The following is a 20,876-nucleotide window of genomic DNA, read 5'->3' on the forward strand; positions in this document are numbered from 1 at the left end:
CAAATTTATATGAAAAATTTTATTTTGATACTAAAGCTAAAACTTTCAAGTAATTTACTAGTATTTGGTTTACTACTATTAGGCTGCCAGCCTTTAATTGCACAGGATAAAGCCATTGAAACTTCTGGCGATATTTTATTATTTTCTTTACCAGTAATGGCTTTAACGGGTTCATTAATTGCTAAAGATTATGAAGGTACTTGGCAATTTACTAAAGGAGCATTATTAAATCAGGGGGTTACTATTGGGCTTAAATATGCTTTAAATAAGGATAGACCTTATGGTAATGGAGAAAGAGCTTTTCCTTCTGGTCATACATCAACCACTTTTCAAAGCGCTGCATTTATTCAAAAGCGTTATGGTTGGAAATATGGTATTCCGGCGTATGCATTAGCAGGTTTTACAGGGTACAGTCGTATTAATGCGCAAGCACATGATGGTTGGGATGTGTTGGCTGGGGCGGTAGTTGGCGTTAGTAGTGCCTATTTGTTCACAACTCCCTATGCTCAAGAGCATTTTGATATTAGTCTTAAAACTGGAGCAGGGTCTTATCAATTAGGATTAATCTACAATTTTTAAACAGCATTCTCTTTAAAAGTAGATATACTCTTAATCAATCGTTGTAGTAGATTTAAATCAGGATTATTAGAAACATTCAACCGTATTCTCTTGATAATAAATTATCTTAGTTTATTGACTCAAAAATAAACTCAAAATTTAAATCATGAAAAAAATAACATGCTACACGGTTTTCTTAGCCTTAGCTTTGTTTTGCGCTTCTTGTAAGGAAGAAAAAAAAGCAGAAACTCCTGAAAGTGCCCCAGAAATTATTGAAGAAACTAATTTTGGGGGTTTAGCCTTATATACCGTCAGAGATGATATGGGTACGGATGCAAAAGCGACATTAGAAGCAGTATCAGATGCCGGGTATAAGAATATTGAAGCTGCCGGATACGAGGAGGGTAAATTTTATAACATGACTCCTGTAGCTTTTAAAACTTTATTAGATAGTTTGGAGCTTACCCCTATAAGTTCTCATCATAGTTCAGTGACATTAGAAAATGCAGCTGAAATGATGGCTGATGTAAAAGCGGCAGGATTTGAATATTTTGTTGTGCCAATTCCGCCAATGGGATTGTTTCATTATGATGATGCTACTAGTACTATGAGTATGTCTGGTGGTATTAAAAACCTTACCGAAATTATAAATGCATTGGGAGAAAAAGCGCACAATGCCGGGTTGAAGTTATTATATCATAACCACGATTTTGAATTTAAGAAAGATGCGGATGGGATTGTACCTATTGATTATTTGTTGGAACATACAGATCCTAAATTTGTAAACTTTCAAATGGATCTTTTTTGGGTTACCAAGGCAGGAGCAGATCCTATTGCTTATTTTGAAAAATACCCAGGTCGGTTCAAAATCTGGCATGTAAAAGATATGGATGAGCAAGGTAGGTTTGCACCGGTAGGAACAGGAACGATAGATTTCGCTAAAATTTTAGCGCAAAAGGACCTTTCTGGTATGGAATATTACATGGTAGAACAAGATATGACCTTTGATGGGATGAAGCCCTTAGAGGCTATTAAAATAAGTCATGAAGGTATTAAAGAATTTGGATTTGAATAACCTATAAAAACTGATTGAACTAAAGGCGCTAATTAATTTTTAGCGCCTTTTTTATTTTATATATTTAGTATTTTCGTGCTAACCTTAGGGTGTATAAAAGAAATAGCTCCATTTTTTTTGCTACCAATAAATAATTTAAGTGCACAATGAAGTTTTATTACGGCATTATATTATTCCTTTTTTTTCTTTCAAATTCAGTTTTTGGACAGAAAGTATTGCCCCCAATTTATAATTATAAAATATTTGATTATAAAGCCGCTAGTCAAAACTGGGACGTAGCTGTAGATAGTTCAGGTGCTTTATACGCTGCAAATAATAAAGGGTTGTTAAGTTATAATGGAGAAGAGTGGGTCTTAAATAAATTACCTAACAATACTATTATAAGAGCAGTAAGAGTTATTGGAGATAAAATATTCACAGGTTCGTATGAAGAGTTTGGTTATTGGCAGAAAAATGAATACGGTCTCTTGGACTATACTTCTCTAACGCATTTAATTAAAAATTATACATTTACTAATGAAGAATTCTGGCAGATAATCGCATTTAAAGATGCCATTGTTTTTCGGTCATTCTCTACCGTTTATGTCTACGAAGATGATAAAATTAAGGTCATTGATGTAGCTGGTGTAGTATCAGACTTGGTCGCCTATAACAATGAATTATATATCGCGGGTGGCGATACGGGAATGTATAAGTTCCAAGGAGATAAATTTAGTGCGCTCGATCATTTCGAGGCACTTTTAGGAAAAACGATAATAGCCACGGCTATAGTAGATAACAAACTATTTATTGGTACAAAACTAAATGGATGTTATGTCTTTGAGAATGGTGAGTTAGAGGAGTGGGATAATGACATAAATAAAGAATTAAAGAAACATCAACTTAATGAGATAGTCCCTTATCCTAACAATAAAATTGCATTCGGGACTATAAAAAAGGGAGTTTATCTCTATGATAATACTCAAAATACTTTTATTAATCTTGATAGAGAAACAGGACTACAAAACAATACAGTATTATCTATCTTTCATTATGACAACCAGCTTTGGCTTGGTTTAGATAATGGGATAGATCGGATACAGACCAATGCACCGATTACCTATTATACCGATTTTTCTGGAGCCGTAGGCACTACCTATGATATTGCTTTTGCTAATGGTATCCTTTATTTAGGGAGCAATACGGGTATTTATTATTTCGAGAACGATGTTTTACAATTTGTAGAAAATTCTCAAGGTCATGTGTGGGATTTAAAAGTTATTGATGGTGAGCTGTTTGCAGGTCATAATACAGGTACTTTCAAAGTAACTAAAAATACGTTAGAGAAAGTTTCTTCAGTTTCTGGTGGGTACCAAATTGTAAAAGTACCTGAGCAAGAAAATAGTTATTTTCAAGGGACTTATATTGGGGTATCTAAATTCTTAAAAAATCCTGAAGGTTCTTGGAGTGTTCAGCCGATTTCTGGAATACAATTTCCAGTAAAACAACTCTGCTTTGAATCTGAAGATATAATTTGGGTAGCGCATCCTTACAAAGGCTTTTTTAGATTGCGATTAAATAGCACTTTAGATCAGGTAGCGGAAATTCAGGAATTTAACCATGATGCCATACCTAATAATTATAATGTTAAGGTCTTCAATGTAAAAAATAGGATAGTTTTATATGCTGACGGAGTTTGGTATACCTACAATGCAATTTTAAATAAAATTGAAATTTTTGAAGATTTTGCTAAATACAAGGATAACGTGCTTATTTATAATGATGGGGACTACTTTTGGTTTATAGACAATGAAAATAGCAAAGAGATTGTCTACACGAATCTAAGAGACAAAAGTCTTTCTATTGCAGAGAATGTCTTAAAAAAGCGTTTGGTTCCTGATGCAGAGAATGTGGTAAAGTTTAATGATTCTATCTTTATGCTAACGCTTAATGATGGTTTTGCTAAGATTAACTTAACCAAGCTTCACAAATACTTGGATGATTTTGTAGTACCCAAACCACAGCTTAGTTATTTTAAAGATGAAGAAAAGCGTTTCTCTTTGTTAAATGAAACGTTTCAGATAGATTATAAAGATTCTCAAAGTATCAGCTTTCAAGTGGCTTCTCCTAATTTAACGAAACCAAGGTATTTCTACGAATTATCTGGGGCAAAAGAGCAATCTAGTTATGTAGCAAACGGAACAGTTAATTTTCAGAATTTACCGCATGGAGCTTATACGGTAAGTATTGCTACTGTAAGTATAGATGGTAAATTTTCGGAACCTAGAATGTTTTCTTTTGCGATTGCATCACCTTGGTATCTATCCGTAGTCAGTAAGGTAGTTTATGGTTTAATTTTTATATTATTCATCTTTTTAGTACGCCTCTATAATCGAAAAAAATTAGCTAGAAAACAGCAGGTTTTTGAAGCACAAATGGATCGTAAACAAGAGGAACACTTGGCAAATCTAGAGAAAGAAAAACTCGCTAAAGAAATAAAACTGAAGCAGCAAGAATTAACGAGTACGACCTTAAATATTGCAAAGAAGAATGAGGTTATTTTAGAATTAAAGAATATGGTCGTAATGAATAGGGATAAATTTCCGAGTTCATCTCGCTATGGTTCGTTTATAAAAAAGTTAGATAAATCTGTAAACGACTCCGAAGATTGGAAGCGTTTTGAAGTTAACTTTAAAGAGCTGCATGAAGACTTCTTTGAGCGCCTCTTAAAAGAGTTTCCAAAACTTACGCCTAAAGATTTAAAACTCTGCGCCTATTTAAAAATGAACCTGTCTTCTAAAGAGATTGCTCCTTTAATGGGGATATCACTCCGTGGTGTAGAAATACACAGGTATCGATTAAGAAAAAAGCTACAAATAGATACATCAGAATACCTCTCTAGCTTTTTAATAACATTTTAAGTTTTCATTAATAAATTACAAATTCAACGAGCAAAAATTGTCAATACTTCAATTTTACAGGTATTTTAATTTGCAAATACTAGAATAAGCTCTTAAATATGGCTTATTTATATTTTTTAGGATACATCATTACTACATCACAATGTTAAAATTTTAACTTGAGCATCTCTTTACACTACTGCAAATAGCCTGTAAACACTGCGTCTAACGCTATATTATAGTTTGATGTAGTTATTATGTATCTGCAAACAAACACTACAACAAGGCTGGTTGCCTAATTTAGCTACTCTAACTCAATTAATTAAGAACTATGAAAATAAGCAATGTACTATTGACGATTTCGTTTTTGCTGTTTCAATCGCTCTTATACAGTCAGGCTTCTGCTGTATCAGGAACAGTAACAGATAGTGATAATATACCCTTGCCAGGAGCATCGGTAGTTTTAAAGGGTACCTCTACTGGAACTCAAACAGATTTTGATGGTAATTTTACTTTAGATAATGTTTCTGCTGATGGTGTTTTGGTCATAAGTTTTATCGGATACATGGCAAAAGAAGTTGCTGTAAACAACCAAATTACCCTTGCTATTTCATTGCAAGAAGATGCGCAAGCACTAGATGAAATTGTTGTAGTAGGGTATGGAACTCAAAAAAAATCTGATTTAACAGGATCTATTACTACGGTAAGCTCTGAAGATATTGCTAGGACTCCTTCAGGAGCTCCAATGCAATCGTTACAAGGTAAAGTGGCGGGGCTACAAGTAGTAAGTAATGGAGCGCCTGGAAGTGCGCCAACCATTAGAGTTCGTGGTTTGGGTTCCTATACTGGTGATGGGGCTTCTAATCCGCTATATGTAGTAGATGGTACTTTTTATGATGATATTGGTTTTTTAAATAACGAGGACATTGAAACAATTTCAGTTCTTAAAGATGCATCCGCTTCGGCAATATACGGAGTAAGGGCTGCTAATGGGGTTGTTTTAATCGAAACAAAATCAGGTAAAGTAAATCAGAAAGCACAAATCACGTATAGTGGTTACCAAGGAGTTCAAATTGCTCAAAATTTGGTAAAACTTTCAAATGCTGAGCAGTTTTCTACATTGGCTAGAGAATCTGGTTCTGCTGCAGAAGCGAGCTATATTGATAATGCAATGCAACGTTATGGCCGTAGCAGAATAAATCCTAATGTACCAGATGTCAATACAGATTGGTATGATTTAATATTGAGACATGCATTGATACAAAATCATAGTCTTGGAGTTACTGGAGGTACAGAAAGTGTTACATATTCTTTAGGAATTAGCCAGTTTGAGCAAGAGGGCATATTAAAAATGAAAAACGATTATGAGCGTTTTAATATTCGCGCAAAGGTTGGTGTCGATATAAGTGACCGATTGAAGGCTGGTGTTTCTACTATTTTCAGCAATTCTACAACATATCGTCCTGAAAATGCAGCATTTAGTTCAGCATATTTTGCTGTGCCAATAATGCCAGTTTTAGATGAATCAAAAACAGAGGCGTATCCAAAGCCCTATGCAAATGCTCAGGATTTAGGATATAGACAACCACAGAATCCTTTTCCACTACTAGAAAATTCAGAATACAGAGATAAAATTAGAAATAACTTAGTAAATTTTAATTTAGAATATCAATTAATTCCAGATAAGCTGAGCTTAAGAACAGCCTATTCACACAATTTTGAGGCTTTAGAAACTAGAGAGGTTAGACTTCCGTACTTCTATGGTATTGGCACTGCCTTTAGGGAAAATGCAGAGCTAGTGAAGAAAAACCAAACTTTTTCGGAACAAACATGGGATAATACATTGACCTATAATGATGATTTCGGAAAGCATAATTTGACCGTACTAGCAGGTACTTCTTTTAGAAATAGATCTTTAGAGCAATTAGAAGTGAAAGGATTAAATTTTCCGAATGGTACAGGAATTGGTGATGAATCATATTATTTAGATTTAGCGAAGAGTATTGACTTAGATAATGTAGGTGATAATGGAGTAAGTCAATACTTCTTCTCTTATTTTAGCCGTGTAGCGTATAATTTTGATAATAAATACCTTTTGTATGGTACTTTCCGTGCAGATGGTACGAGCAAGTATCAAGAGAAATGGGGTTATTTTCCAACTATAGGTGCAGGTTGGGTAATCTCAGAGGAGTCTTTTATGAAATCTAACGGTGTTTTTGATTTCTTAAAATTAAGAGCTAGCTGGGGTGAATTAGGAAATGCCAATGTAAACGCTAGTACAGGTGGTATAACTTCTACCGAGGTAAATGGAGTTTTTGGAGACACAAGGTATCCTGGTTTAGTAACTAGTAGTGATTTTGAAGCCTTAAAGTGGGAGGTTACTGCAGAAACAAACGTGGGTTTAACAGCAAGATTATTTGATAATAATTTATCAATTGAAACAGATTATTTTACTAGAGAAACTAGAGATGCTATTATTCCAGTATCAAGACTTTTAGTACCTGGAGAAACTAGGCAAAATGTTGGAGTTATAAAAAACTCGGGTATAGAAGTAGCTATCAATTGGAGAAAACAAGTTTCAGAAGATTTTAGCTATTCTATTGGAGGTAATTTTTCTACTTTAAATAATGAAATTTTAGATTTAGCTGGGCAGGAGAATTTAACTTCTGGCGGTGATATCGAGCAACGATCTGTTGTTGGAGGTGCTATAAACTCGTTTTTTGGGTTAGATGTTGCAGGGGTTTATCAAACAGCTGAAGAAATAGCGGCAGATCCAGCGGCACAAGCGGCAATTGCAAGTTCTGGTATTCCTGACTACATACAACCAGGAGATTTCAAATTTGTAGATCATAATGGTGATATGGTGATAGATGCACAAGATAGAGTAGATCTTGGTTCTTATTTGCCAACCTATAATTTTGGGTTCAATCTAGGTCTAAACTATAAAGCTTGGGACTTTTCATTAAATGTTATAGGTCAGGGGGGTAATGTTATTGCCAATTCAAAACGATTTGCAATACGCCAAACACCGGATGCTAATATTGATAGCGATTTTGCAATAAATAGATGGCATGGTGAGGGTACCAGCAATAGCTATCCATCTGCAAGAGGTATACGTAATCCATGGAGTAATCAGTTTCTGAATAGCTTTTTTGTTGAAGACGGAGATTTTATCCGATTACAGAATGTAACTATAGGATACACATTGCCAAGTTTAAAAGGAAAATTTAATCCTAATATTAGGTTTTACATGACAGCAGAAAGGCCATTGACATTCTTTAAATATAATGGCTTTACCCCAGAAGTGTCAAACGGTGTAGATGCCCAAACCTATCCTATTCCTGGAGTATATACATTAGGAGTTAATATTAAAATTTAAAAAAAATCAGCTATGATGCATATAAAAACAAACAAAATACTTGGACTTTTTGCCCTATTAGCTATGGTGATTTCAAGTTGTTCAGATGAATTAGATCAACCACAACTTAATAATAATTTTGCTGGTGGAACAGATTTTTCTAAAACGGACGATATGATATTTTCCCTTATTGGAGTTTATCAATCCGTTGGAGACAGAGGTTGGGAACAACCGCTAGTAGTTGCTACAAGAGGCGATGATGTAAATGCTGCCGGAGATCAACAAGGCCTAAAAAACCAAGATCGTTACTCTTATGATAATTCATTTTTTGGTTCTAGAACTTTATGGGAAACCTATTATGGTGATATCATTAAAGCGCATACAGGAATGGAGCAAATAGCTAGATATCAAGAATTTGCAGATGAAGATGGCGTAGCATTGGCGAATCAGTATATTGCTGAAGCTAAAGTTTTGCGTGCCATTCTGCTTTTTCAATTATCGCAGGTGTACGGATCTGTTTTTATTCCTGAGTCTTCTAATTTAAATGATTTTGCAGGAGTCACCTCTGTACCTTCTAAAGACGAAGTGATGCAACATTTATCGGATCAGATGGATGAGGCTATTCCGTTCCTATTAAATCTTAGACCTAATGAAAGAACAGATTTGCCAGGTGGTGTAACTAAATATACAGCGTTACAAATCAAAGCATTGGCGAATCAAGAATTGAAGAATTATCAAGCAGTAGCAGAGGCTACAGGTGAAATTATTAGTTCAGGAAAGTTTAATCTTATGGATGACTATTATGAGCTTTTTAAAACTCCAGGTAAACTAAGTAATGAAACCTTATATGAATTTCAATATTCAGATTTCAATACCGGGACTGGCGAAAGAGTAGGGCATTTGTATGCTCCTTATGGTCCAAACGGGTGGACACCTAGCGTAGCTGGTGCGAGTGCTGGATGGGGCTTTTTTGAACCTAGCATGAAATATGTAAAATTTATGCTAGACAGAGGGGAAACAAACCGTTTAGAAACTACAGTTTTGTTTACTCAAAAAGGGATTGATAGTATTATTTCAACATCTACCTATACAGAAGCTACATTGCCTTCATTTGTTTCATCTACTACTAGAGATGGTGATAATTTGACAGATAACGCAAGAGCTATTTTTGCGAGTGGAAAGCACTATTTGCCAACAAGCCAATTAATTCCTGGTCGTGTTGAGTACGGTAGCAATAAAAACTATATCGTTTATCGCTATGCGGAAACACTACTTATGTATGCAGAAGCTATAACACAGGGAGCAAGTCAAACTTCAATTTCTGCAGATGAAGCGATTAATTTAGTACGCGCTCGTGCTAGTATGCCTCCATTGTCTGGTGTTACTCTTGATCAAATTGTAGATGAAAAGTATGCAGAATTGGCTATGGAATGGGGAAAACGATTTTTTGACATGGTAAGGTTAGGTAGAAATGATGAATTGAGTTATGAAGGAAGAACTTTTACACCAGATAAGGCATTTGTCACATACCATCAAAATCAGATCGATGAATTTCCAATACTAGGTAACATATCCAACTAAAAACAAAAACCATGAAAAAATTAAACTATAGTGTATTGGCTTTGGTGGCAGTATTTTTTATGTATTCCTGTGATCAGGGTATAGACGGAATAACGCAAGTAGATCCAGGAGCAGATGCAACAGCTCCAGCAATAAAAATAAATTATCCTAAAGAGGGTATTGAGGTTAACGTATTAGCAACGTTGGCAGATATTACTATTGATTTTGAAGTTACAGATGATATTGAAGTAAAAGATATTACGGTTCTTTTAGACGATGTAGTAGTGGGGACGTATACTTCCTTTAAAGATTATCGTCGTGTACTGATCAATGATTTGCTGTATAGTGGCTTAGAAGACGGGACTCACGTATTGACAATTTCTGCTACAGATGTAGAAGGAAAAATTACGACAAGTTCTGTGAACTTCGAAAAAGTACCTGCTTACGTTAAAAAGTATGATGGAGAAGTACTTTATATGCCTTTTGATGGCGATTTTGTAGATTTAATTAGCTTTCAATCTGCTACAATTGTTGGTACACCAAGTTTCACTGATGATGCATTAAATGGAGCCAGTGCCTATGCAGGAGCAACAGATTCCTATTTAACTTTTCCTGCTGCTGATTTAAAAACACAAGAGTTTAGTGCTGTCTTCTGGACGAAGGTAAATGCTGTTCCGGACAGAGCAGGTTTGTTGGCTATGAGTCCACCTTTAGATGCCTCAGGAGGTAATGTGTTAACTTCAGGATATCGTTTTTTTAGAGAGAATGCGAATGGTTTACAGCGTTTTAAATTAAATGCTGGAACAGGAGCAGATAATACTTGGGTAGATGGTGGTGAGGCAGCAGACGTAGATCCTGCCGCTGGCAAATGGGTGAATATGGCTTTTACCGTATCAGGCACTGAAGCTAGCGTATATATTGATGGACAATTGGTGAAGCAGGTACCTTTTAACGGTATAGATTGGACGGATGTAGAGGTGCTATCTATTATGTCTGGTGCTCCTAATTTTAGTGGTTGGGATCATAAATCTGATTTAGGTTTTATGGATGAGCTTAGAATCTTTAATAAATCGCTTTCTCAAGCAGAAATAGAAACTATTATTCAAGATGATTCTGGCTTAGGTCCAAATACATACACCGGTACTTTTGATGGAGAAATGTTTTACATGCCATTTGATGGTGATCATATAGAATTGTTTAGTACCAATGAAGCTACAGTTGTAGGAAATGCAGGTTTTGCTGGTGAAGCTAAGGTTGGTACTAATGCCTATGCAGGAGCAACAGATTCGTATGTAACAGTGCCTGCAACAGGTTTAACTACTCCACAATTCAGTGCCGCAATGTGGTATAAAGTAAATGATACACCCGATAGAGCAGGAATTCTAACCGTAGGACCTCCAGATACAGAAAATGCGGGTTATCCAGATATTCAAAACTTGCGCACAAGTGGGTTTAGATTGTTAAGAGAGAATGCAGACGGCCTACAACGTATTAAACTTAATGTTGGAAATGGTGATGGAGAGGAATGGGCAGATGGTAATACGGCAGCAGATATAGATCCAGCTGCAGGAGAATGGGTGCATTTAGCATTTACAATCTCGGAGACTACTACGGTATTATATATTAATGGTGTAGCCGTTGCTAATAAAGAAACAGGAATTAGTTGGGCAAATTGTGATTTGGTAGCTATAGGTTCTGGTGCACCAAGATTTACAGAATGGGGTCATGGTGCAGATCTAAGCTATATTGACGAATTACGATTTTTTGATAAAGCCTTGACACCAGAACAAGTAACTGCAGTCATGAATGCAAATTAAAACTAATAAGTAGGTTAGTAACGTTTTTTAAATGCCGCTTAGATAAGAGCAGATAACAGTAGGTTAGAATATATATGAAGAGTTTAGTTAAGTTGATAGTGTGTTTAGTTTTAGTGGCTGTTGTGTCTATGGTTGAGGGATGCAATGGCCGCAAAACTAAGAATGAAAAAAGTATTGAGAAGTCAGAAATAGTTCAAGATGAAATTTCTGATGATGAACTAATGGATGACATACAACGGCAAACATTTAATTATTTTTGGGAAGGGGCAGAGCCAACTTCTGGTATGGCAAGAGAACGGATACATTTAGATAACATTTATCCATCAAATGATAAGGATGTTATTACAATAGGAGGTTCAGGCTTTGGTTTAATGGCTATTTTAGTAGGTGTAGAAAGAGGCTTTATTACACGAGAGCAAGCCGTACAACGTTATGGAAAAATCCTTACGTTCTTAGAAAAAGCAGATCGTTTTCATGGGGCTTGGCCACATTGGTTGCAACCTTCAGGAAAAACAGCTCCTTTTAGTCAGAAAGATAATGGTGGAGATTTAGTTGAAACTGCATTTTTGATTCAAGGATTACTAACTGCCAAAGAATATTTTAACAAACCAAACGGTGCAGAACTAGACATAAGAGATCGTGTTCAAGAACTTTGGGAAGGTGTAGAGTTTGATTGGTACACGAAAGGTGAAAACGTGTTGTATTGGCATTGGTCTCCAAAATATGGTTGGGACATGAATTTCCCGGTTGGTGGGTATAATGAGGCGCTAATTATGTACATTTTAGGAGCTGCATCACCAACGCATCCTATCAAAAAAGAGGTGTATGATCAAGGTTGGGCTCATCATGGTGAAATTGCCAAAGACACCACATATTACGGTCTTAAAACAATTTTAAACCATTACGAACATGATAAAGCTCCTGTAGGTCCCTTATTTTGGGCACATTATTCTTATTTAGGTTTAAACCCAAAGGGCTTATCAGATCAATATGGAGATTATTGGAAACTGAATCAAAACCATGCTTTAATCAATTATAGACATGCCGTTGCGAATCCAAATAATTTTAAGGGATACGGAGAAAAAGCATGGGGTTTTACATCCAGTTATTCTATGAAAGGCTATGATGGTCATAGGCCAGATCATGATTTAGGGGTAATATCGCCAACAGCAGCTTTGTCTTCTATGCCATATACGCCTAAAGAGAGTTTAGCATTTTTAAGATATTTATATACGGAACAAGATAGTTTGGTGGGCAAATATGGTCCTTATGATGCGTATAGCTTAACAGATAACTGGAGCTTACCTAGGTATTTGGCAATAGATCAAGGACCAATTCCTGTAATGATAGAAAATTATAGAAGTGGCATGTTATGGTATTATTTCATGAAAAATGATGATGTACACAAAGGCTTAAATGCTTTGGAATTTACCTATGTAAAACCTACAGAGTAAGTGTTTGGTTAGTGGCATCATCAAGCAGTAAATGTTAATAAGGTTAGAACTATTATTTGATCAGAATGAATTACATAAAAAACATAATTTTATTTTCCCTTTTAGTCGTAATTGCCTCGTGTTCTAAAAGCGATTCTCAAGGTCCTACGGGGGTATCAGAATTACCAGAAGCGCCAGTAGCTCCAGAAGAACCTGTGGTTTCAATTACAGATAACGAGTTATTAGATATAACACAGGAGACTACATTTAAATATTTCTGGGATTATGCACACCCAAGTTCTGGAGCTGCAAAAGAAAGATACCATCCTAGCTATCCGGATAACGATGCCAATACCGTAACTATTGGGGGCACAGGTTTTGGCTTAATGGCAATTTTGGTTGGGATTGAGCGGAATTATGTTTCCAGAGCAGAAGCTGTAAATCGTCTAGAAACCATAGTATCATTTTTAGAGTCTGCAGATCGTTTTCATGGTGCTTGGTCGCATTGGGTTGATGGAAATACAGGGAAAGTAATACCTTTTAGTGCGTTAGATGACGGAGGAGATTTAGTCGAAACTGCATTTCTAGTACAAGGCCTTATCTGCGTAAAAGAATATTTTAAAAATGGCTCTACAGCAGAACAAGCACTAGCGAATAAAGCAGACGAACTTTGGAAGGGGGTAGAATGGAACTGGTATACACAAGAAGAAGATGTCTTGTATTGGCATTGGAGTCCTGCAAACGGATTTGCTATTAATCTGGCATTAAAAGGATATAACGAAACATTAATTACCTATGTATTAGCTGCAGCCTCTCCTGATTATAGCATTTCAAAATCTGTATATGATGGCGGATGGGCTTCCAACGGTACGTTTATATCTTCGAATAATGCATACGGATTTCCTTTATTGGTGAAGCATTCAGGTTCGGAACAGTTGGGTGGTCCGCTTTTTTTCTCACACTATTCTTTTTTAGGTTTAAACCCAAACGGACTCTCAGATGAATACGTAAATTATGGAGAGGCAAGTATAAATCATAGTAAAATTAACTATAATTATGCCATTGCCAATCCTAAGAATTATAAAGACTACGGAGAAGATTGTTGGGGTTTAACGGCCAGTTATTCTAGAAATACAGACGGTAGTTTAGGCTATGCCGCTCATGCCCCTAATAATGATTTAGGCGTAATTTCTCCTACGGCTGCAATTAGTTCTATCGTATATACCCCTGAGGAATCCTTACAGGCATTACAGTACTTCTACGGAAAAAAAGAGGAACTTTTGGGAACCGCTGGTTTTTATGATGCCTTTAGTCCACAATACAATTGGGTAGCAGATAGCTATTTGGCCATAGACCAAGGCCCACAAATTATCATGATAGAGAATTATAGGACGGGTTTATTATGGAATTTATTTATGCAGAATGATGCCGTAACAGTAGGATTGACAAAATTGGGATTTACATATGAAAATTAAGAAAATAGGGGGGTTTATTGTATTGTTATTGGTGTCTTTTCAAGCGTTGGCACAAAATGAAAATTATCAAAAAGAAATGTTTATTAAAGGGGCAGATACGTTAAAATATCGAGTGATGTACCCTAAAAATTTTTCAGATACAGATCAATATCCAGTCGTATTTTTTTTACATGGAGCAGGAGAAAGAGGTAATGACAATGAAAGTCAGTTAGCGCATGGAAGCTCTTTATTTGCCAATGCAGAAAGTTTAGAAAACTTCCCTGCAATTGTTGTTTTTCCACAATGTCCAACAGAAGATTATTGGTCCAACGCAAAAATAAAGCGCCAAACGAGGCCTATTTCTTTAAAATTTAAATACAACAGAGCACCTACTAAAGCAATGAATATGGTAATGCAGTTGGTAGATGAGATGGTTGGAAAACCTTTCGCTAAAGAAAACCAAGTGTATGTTATGGGTTTGTCTATGGGCGGAATGGGTACCTATGAATTATTGTATAGAAAACCAGAAACGTTTGCTGCAGCAATCGCCATTTGTGGTGGTGGTGATGAAAAAAAATCAAAGGATTTTGCTCGTAAAGTACCTTTATGGATTTTTCATGGGGCTAAAGATGATGTGGTAGATCCTCAATTATCACTTAAAATGGCTTCCGCAATTATGGAATATGGTGGGCAGCCCAATGTAACCCTTTTCAGTGATGCCAATCATAATAGTTGGGATCCGGCATTCGCAGAACCAGCATTACTTCCGTGGTTATTCACACAGAAAAAATAAGTCAATTACAATTTTAAATAGCATCGTAAAATGAAATTAAAAGTCTCACATATTTTAGCGCTAACCCTATTGTTAGCTGCTCCATCAATACAGGCACAGCATACCATTCCGGAGGTAGAAGCATTATTAAAAAAAATGACCATTGAAGAGAAAATTGGTCAGTTAAATCTAGTAACTCCGGGAGGAGGCATAGCAACCGGTTCTGTGGTAAGTTCCAATGTTGAAGACAAAATAAAAGCGGGTCAAGTAGGAGGGTTATTCGGAATTTCTGGACCTGAAAAAATTAAAACAGCACAAGATTTTGCCGTAAAAAAAACACGTTTAGGTATCCCTCTTTTCTTTGGGTCTGATATTATTCACGGCTATAAAACTACGTTTCCTATTCCTTTAGGGTTATCGTCTTCATGGGATATGGAATTACTGAAAAGAACAGCTCAAGTTGCAGCTTTAGAAGCCACAGCAGATGGAATTAACTGGAATTTTTCGCCAATGGTAGATATTTCTCGTGATCCTCGATGGGGAAGAATTTCTGAAGGTGCTGGCGAAGATCCCTACTTGGGTTCTCAGATTGCCAAAGCAATGGTAACCGGGTATCAAGGTGAAGATCTTATGGCTAAGAATACAATGCTGGCTACTGTAAAACATTTTGCCCTTTATGGCGCTGCAGAGGCTGGTAGAGATTACAATTCTGTAGATATGAGCAGACTTAAAATGTATAATGAATACCTACCGCCATACAAAGCAGCTATAGATGCAGGAGTGGGTAGCGTTATGAGTTCTTTCAATGATATTGACGGTATTCCTGCCTCTGGAAATAAATGGTTGTTGACAGATTTACTGAGAGATGATTGGAAATTTAACGGCTTCGTTGTTTCAGATTATACTTCGGTAAATGAAATGATTGCACATGGTTTAGGAGATTTACAAGCGGTATCTGCTTTATCGCTTAAAGCAGGTTTAGACATGGATATGGTGGGCGAAGGTTTTTTAACTACCTTAAAAAAATCGCTAGATGAAGGAAAAGTTACAGCGGAAGAAATTACCACTGCTTGCCGAAGAATTTTAGAAGCTAAATTTAAACTAGGTCTTTTTGATGATCCTTATAAATACATTGATAAAAAAAGACCGGCTAAAGATATTCTGAAAGATGAAAACAGAGCTCTAGCAAGAGAAGCGGCAAAAAAATCGTTTGTCTTATTAAAGAATGATACTAAAAACCTACCTATTAATAAAAGTTCAAAAATTGCTTTAATAGGAGATTTGGCAAATAGTAAAGACAATATGTTAGGTACTTGGGCGCCTACTGGAGATCCTCAACTATCCGTATCTATACTTCAAGGCTTTAAGAATGTAGCACCTAATGCTCAAATTACACATGCAAAAGGAGCAAATATTACAGATGATGCTGCACTTGCCAAGAAAATTAATGTATTTGGAGAACGCGTAACTATAGATAAACGCAGTGCAGAAGAAATGTTAAACGAAGCGGTTGAGCTTGCAAAAAAATCTGATATTATAGTAGCGGTTGTAGGTGAAGCTACTGAGTTTACGGGAGAATCCTCTAGTAGAACAGATATTTCTATTCCGCAAAGTCAGAAAAAATTAATACGTGCTTTGGCTGCTACAGGAAAACCTTTAGTGCTTGTTCTAATGAGCGGTAGGCCTTTGGTTTTAGAGGAAGAGCTTGCATTATCGGCGAGTATTCTTCAAGTGTGGTTTCCTGGAGTAGAAGCAGGGAATGCTATTGCAGATGTGGTGTTCGGAGATTACAATCCGTCTGGAAAATTAACGGCTACATGGCCTCGAAATGTGGGGCAAATTCCCATCTACCACAGTATAAAAAATACGGGTAGACCACAATTAACTTCTGAATTTGAAAAGTTTACATCTAATTATTTAGATGCTCCAAATACACCCTTACTTCCTTTTGGTTACGGATTAAGTTATACCGAATTTGAGTACAGTAATTTAAACGTAAATGCTTCTCAAATTAATCAAAATGAGCCTCTAATAGTTACGGTAAGCGTTACAAATACGGGTAATTTTGATGGGGAAGAAGTAGTGCAACTATACCTTAGAGATGTGGTAAGAAGTATCACGCAACCGGTAAAACAACTAAAGGGTTTCAAAAAAGTAATGCTTAAGAAAGGAGAAACCAAACAGGTAACACTAACACTAACTCCTGATGATTTAAAATTCTACAACTCAAATTTAGATTTTGTTGCAGAGCCTGGAGATTTTGAAATCTATGTAGGAACTAATTCTGATGCAACCTTGAAATCGTCGTTCACCCTTAAATAGCTTTAAAGAACGCTTTTTAGTATACCATAAAGACTCTAAGAAAAACGTCCGAACATTTTTAAAATGTTCGGACGTTTTTCTGTTTTAGAACCTATTTAAAGATAGGCCATTTCTTATGGTTCACCATTTTAAAGGCTATAGCTATATTCTACGAAAGCTAAGTCTTTGCTTATGCGTTCATTATACATTTATTAGAGCACATTTTTTATTCACATTGGCTGTAATTTTACATGGTATATCCGAAAGGATATCAAAAAAAAATTTAACGAATTAAAAAATAGATCTATGAAACTACAAAATAAAAAAGTAGCCATTTTAGCTACAGACGGATTTGAAAAATCTGAATTATTTGAACCCTTAAAGGCTTTAAAGAATGAAGGAGCAGTTGTAGACATAATTTCAATTAAAGAAGGAGAAATAAAGAGTTGGGAAGATAAAAATTGGGGAGAAGCAATAGCCGTAACTAAGCTTGTTAAAGATGCTAAAGAATCTGATTATAATGCTTTAGTATTACCTGGTGGCGTAGCAAATCCAGATACTTTAAGAACGGACGAAGATTCTATACAGTTTATCCAAAGCTTTTTTAAGAGTCATAAGCCGGTAGCTGCAATCTGCCATGCGCCTTGGTTACTTATTAGCGCAGGTGTTATTGAAAATAGAGAAGTAACCTCTTTCCCAAGTATTAAAGATGATGTATTGAATGCTGGAGCAACTTGGTTAGATCAAGAAGTTGTGGTAGATAATGGCCTGGTAACGAGTAGGAACCCTGATGATTTGCCTGCATTTATTCGTAAAGTAATTGAAGAAATAGGTGAAGGGAAGCACGAAAAGCAAGTAGCGAGCGCTTAACTTTTAAATACGTAAACTAGTATTAAGTAATACAATATCGGTCGGATTTTTTCTTGGCCGATTTTTTTCTAACCAATAGTATATAAAAGACATCATGGCAATTTTAGGAGCAGTAATAAAGGGTATCATAGATTTAAAAGATATGTTAACTCCCGAATCTAACCCAGTAGAAGAACAAGAAAAGGTGCTAAAGGAATTGCTCGAAAAAGCAAAAGACACTGAATTTGGCGTGCATTATAAATTTAATCAGCTCCTAGAAGCTACAACTCCTTCCAAGCTTTTTTCTGCGTCAATTCCTTTTTTTGATTATGATAAGATGCATGCGGAATGGTGGTACAAGCTCCATAAAGGAATTGAAAATGTTACTTGGCCAGGGAAGCCAGATTATTATGCATTAAGTTCTGGAACCACGGGGAATACAAGTAAAAGAATTCCGGTAACGGATGATATGATTTCAGCGATTAAGAGTACGGGTATTGATCAAGTATCTGCACTTGCAAATTTTGATCTACCTGCAGAATTTTTTGAAAAGGGTATTTTAATGTTGGGGAGTTCAACAGATTTAACAGAAAAAGAAACCCACCTAGAGGGAGAAATTAGTGGGATTAGTGCGAGTAATATTCCATTTTGGTTTAGAGATTATTACAAACCAGGAGAAGAGATTGCGCAGATTGAAGATTGGGATGAACGGGTTCAGAAAATATCAGACAATGCTAAAAATTGGGATATAGGCGCTATAAGTGGTATCCCTTCGTGGATAGAGTTAATGCTTGAAAAAGTAATTGCAGACCATAACTTAACTACGATTCATGAAATATGGCCCAACTTACAAGTATATACTTCAGGCGGAGTTGCTTTTGGTCCTTATGAAAAAAGCTTTATGGCTTTAATGGGGAAACCTATTACGGTTATAGATACCTACTTAGCCTCAGAGGGTTTTGTAGCTTTCCAAGCTAGGCCAGAAACGGATGCTATGAAATTAGCAACCAATAACGGAATCTATTTTGAGTTTGTGCCTTTCAGACCCGAGTATATCAACCAAGATGGTTCACTTACAGATGATGCGCCTACAGTAACACTTGCTGAGGTAGAAAAAGACCAAGACTATGCCTTAATTATAAGTACCGTTTCAGGAACATGGCGCTATCTTATTGGGGATACTATTGAGTTTACAGACATTGAGCGTGCAGAAATTAAAATTACAGGAAGAACTAAATTCTTTTTAAATACGGTGGGTTCTCAGTTATCCGTAAACAAATTAGATGCTGCTGTGAAGCACATAGAAGAAGTATTTAATGTAAAAGTTCCAGAATATACCCTATGTGCAAAACGTTTTGAGGACGATTTTTATCATAGTTGGTATTTAGGAACAGAAAGTAATTTAGCTGCAGAAGAGGTTGCTTTAGAACTTGATAAACATTTAAAAGAAGCGAATAAGAATTACAAGGTAGCTAGATCTAAAGCTTTAAAAGGTGTAAAGGTTACTTTAGTAGCCCCATCAGTTTTCTATGAGTGGAATGGTGCGAATAAAAAGAAAGGTGGCCAAGTAAAAATGGAACGGGTAATGAATGAAGAGAAGTTTAAAACTTGGGAAGAATTTGTAGCAAAGCAGTAGTTGTCAAAGACTATTGCTTTACTTTATCTCGATCTCGCTCTTCTACAAGAATCATAATCTCATCTGGAGATAAGTAATATTTCCTAATTCGGGCTTTATAGATTTCTGACAAATCGGTATTATTCAATATAAAGTTTTTTGTGTCTAAAATATAACCATCCATATTTTTAGAGATAGCATAAGAATCTGCGGCTCTTTCAGCTTCTTTTAGGGAAGAGTCTGAGAAGTAATATTTTAATCCGAACCAGATTAGGTTTAAACTACTTCGGTCTCGGTAATCCATCACATGCCCTAACTCGTGTCCTAACCAGCCTATCATTACATTTTTAGGAATGTCTTTGGTAGAAAATTTTTCTCCTTCAATCTCAAAATTCTCACTGATGAAAATATAGTAGCTTCTTTTCTTCTTCGGCCTAAGTAGGCTTAAAAAAGAAGGCTGCGCCTGCATGATCGATTTTTTTATATCCTTTTTAAATTTGAATTCAATTCGCGTATTTTCTAGTTCAGGATAATGTGATAATGCAATTTTTGCTTCTGTGGTTATGGCTTCCGGAATAATATGTTCTGGGTTTTTCTCAATCATATTCTCATAGCTTATAAGTGCGACTAATGCTAAAAGCAAAAAAGTGGCAACATGCCACTTTTTATTTTTTATTCTCTTTTTCATATTAAAATTGATATCTGATCCCTAAGGCGATATCTAAATCTAAATCATCAGAATAATTGTCATTGAAACCAAGTTCAGGACGCATATCCAAAGAAAGTATCAAAGGAAAATCAAAATTATACTCAATACCTATATCACCTGCAATTAAAGCAAAAGTACCATCGTTTTCTCCTGCATCAAAAGATCCAATTCCTGCACCTGCACCTACAAACCAGTTAAAGTTACCCTCAATAGGCATCACCCATTGGTACAAACCAACTAGTTTAAAAGCATCTACATTGTTAGAATCTCTCCAACCTAAATCAAACTCTAATCTGTTATTCTCTTTTAAATATCTTTGGTATGATACCTCACCGCCAAAACCGTCATTGTCTCCTATTCTAAGACCTAAAGCATTTTTAGAAATGCTTTGTGCCTGTGCTGATAAACTGGCAAGTAAAATAATTGCAAATACACCTAATATTTTTTTCATTGTTATTTTTTTTAAAAAATTATTCGAGGCAAAGGTATAGCAAAC

At 35.9% G+C, this 20,876-nt stretch carries 14 protein-coding genes; 12 read left to right on the forward strand and 2 right to left on the reverse strand.

Annotation, left to right across the window (positions count from 1 at the left end):
• Nucleotides 1-9: 9 nt before the first annotated feature.
• From CELAL_RS08885 to CELAL_RS08940, 12 genes are all read left to right on the forward strand, one after another.
• Nucleotides 10-579 (forward strand): phosphatase PAP2 family protein, encoded by a 570-nt coding sequence (locus CELAL_RS08885; protein ID WP_041557668.1) that lies wholly within the window; start codon nucleotides 10-12, stop codon nucleotides 577-579.
• Nucleotides 580-724: 145 nt separating this feature from the next.
• Nucleotides 725-1,633, forward strand: coding sequence for a sugar phosphate isomerase/epimerase family protein (locus tag CELAL_RS08890; protein ID WP_013550573.1), 909 nt, complete (start codon nucleotides 725-727; stop codon nucleotides 1,631-1,633).
• Between the two features lie 146 nt (nucleotides 1,634-1,779).
• A complete protein-coding gene (locus CELAL_RS08895; RefSeq protein WP_013550574.1) occupies nucleotides 1,780-4,533 on the forward strand; it encodes a helix-turn-helix and ligand-binding sensor domain-containing protein in 2,754 nt (917 codons plus the stop codon).
• A 310-nt stretch (nucleotides 4,534-4,843) separates the two neighbouring features.
• Nucleotides 4,844-7,891 carry a SusC/RagA family TonB-linked outer membrane protein gene (locus CELAL_RS08900; protein ID WP_013550575.1) on the forward strand — a complete coding sequence of 1,016 codons (3,048 nt, stop codon included), beginning with the start codon at nucleotides 4,844-4,846 and terminating at the stop codon, nucleotides 7,889-7,891.
• A gap of 12 nt (nucleotides 7,892-7,903) precedes the next feature.
• A complete protein-coding gene (locus CELAL_RS08905; RefSeq protein WP_013550576.1) occupies nucleotides 7,904-9,451 on the forward strand; it encodes a RagB/SusD family nutrient uptake outer membrane protein in 1,548 nt (515 codons plus the stop codon).
• 11 nt (nucleotides 9,452-9,462) lie between these two features.
• Entirely contained in the window at nucleotides 9,463-11,247 is a 1,785-nt protein-coding gene (locus CELAL_RS08910; RefSeq protein WP_013550577.1) for a LamG-like jellyroll fold domain-containing protein, read from the forward strand.
• Between the two features lie 74 nt (nucleotides 11,248-11,321).
• Nucleotides 11,322-12,701 (forward strand): glucoamylase family protein, encoded by a 1,380-nt coding sequence (locus CELAL_RS08915; protein ID WP_013550578.1) that lies wholly within the window; start codon nucleotides 11,322-11,324, stop codon nucleotides 12,699-12,701.
• 65 nt (nucleotides 12,702-12,766) lie between these two features.
• Nucleotides 12,767-14,155, forward strand: coding sequence for a glucoamylase family protein (locus tag CELAL_RS08920; protein ID WP_013550579.1), 1,389 nt, complete (start codon nucleotides 12,767-12,769; stop codon nucleotides 14,153-14,155).
• Nucleotides 14,145-14,927, forward strand: a complete 783-nt coding sequence (locus CELAL_RS08925; protein WP_013550580.1) for a carboxylesterase family protein — start codon at nucleotides 14,145-14,147, stop codon at nucleotides 14,925-14,927. The genes CELAL_RS08920 and CELAL_RS08925 overlap by 11 nt, the downstream gene beginning before the upstream one ends.
• A 30-nt stretch (nucleotides 14,928-14,957) precedes the next feature.
• A complete protein-coding gene (bglX, locus tag CELAL_RS08930; protein WP_013550581.1) occupies nucleotides 14,958-17,228 on the forward strand; it encodes a beta-glucosidase BglX in 2,271 nt (756 codons plus the stop codon).
• Nucleotides 17,229-17,513: 285 nt separating this feature from the next.
• Entirely contained in the window at nucleotides 17,514-18,077 is a 564-nt protein-coding gene (locus tag CELAL_RS08935; RefSeq protein ID WP_013550582.1) for a type 1 glutamine amidotransferase domain-containing protein, read from the forward strand.
• A gap of 94 nt (nucleotides 18,078-18,171) precedes the next feature.
• A complete protein-coding gene (locus CELAL_RS08940) occupies nucleotides 18,172-19,692 on the forward strand; it encodes a GH3 family domain-containing protein (RefSeq protein ID WP_013550583.1) in 1,521 nt (506 codons plus the stop codon).
• 10 nt (nucleotides 19,693-19,702) lie between these two features.
• Here CELAL_RS08940 and CELAL_RS08945 read toward each other — a convergent pair whose 3' ends face one another.
• Both CELAL_RS08945 and CELAL_RS08950 read right to left on the reverse strand, forming a co-directional pair.
• Nucleotides 19,703-20,359: a hypothetical protein gene (locus CELAL_RS08945; protein WP_013550584.1), complete on the reverse strand. Its 657-nt coding sequence runs from the start codon at nucleotides 20,357-20,359 to the stop codon at nucleotides 19,703-19,705.
• Nucleotide 20,360: 1 nt separating this feature from the next.
• The gene (locus CELAL_RS08950; protein WP_013550585.1) at nucleotides 20,361-20,831 is read right to left on the reverse strand and encodes a hypothetical protein; all 471 of its coding nucleotides are present in this window, start codon (nucleotides 20,829-20,831) and stop codon (nucleotides 20,361-20,363) included.
• Nucleotides 20,832-20,876: the final 45 nt, after the last annotated feature.

It is taken from the genome of Cellulophaga algicola DSM 14237 (genome assembly GCF_000186265.1).
Lineage (GTDB): Bacteria > Bacteroidota > Bacteroidia > Flavobacteriales > Flavobacteriaceae > Cellulophaga > Cellulophaga algicola.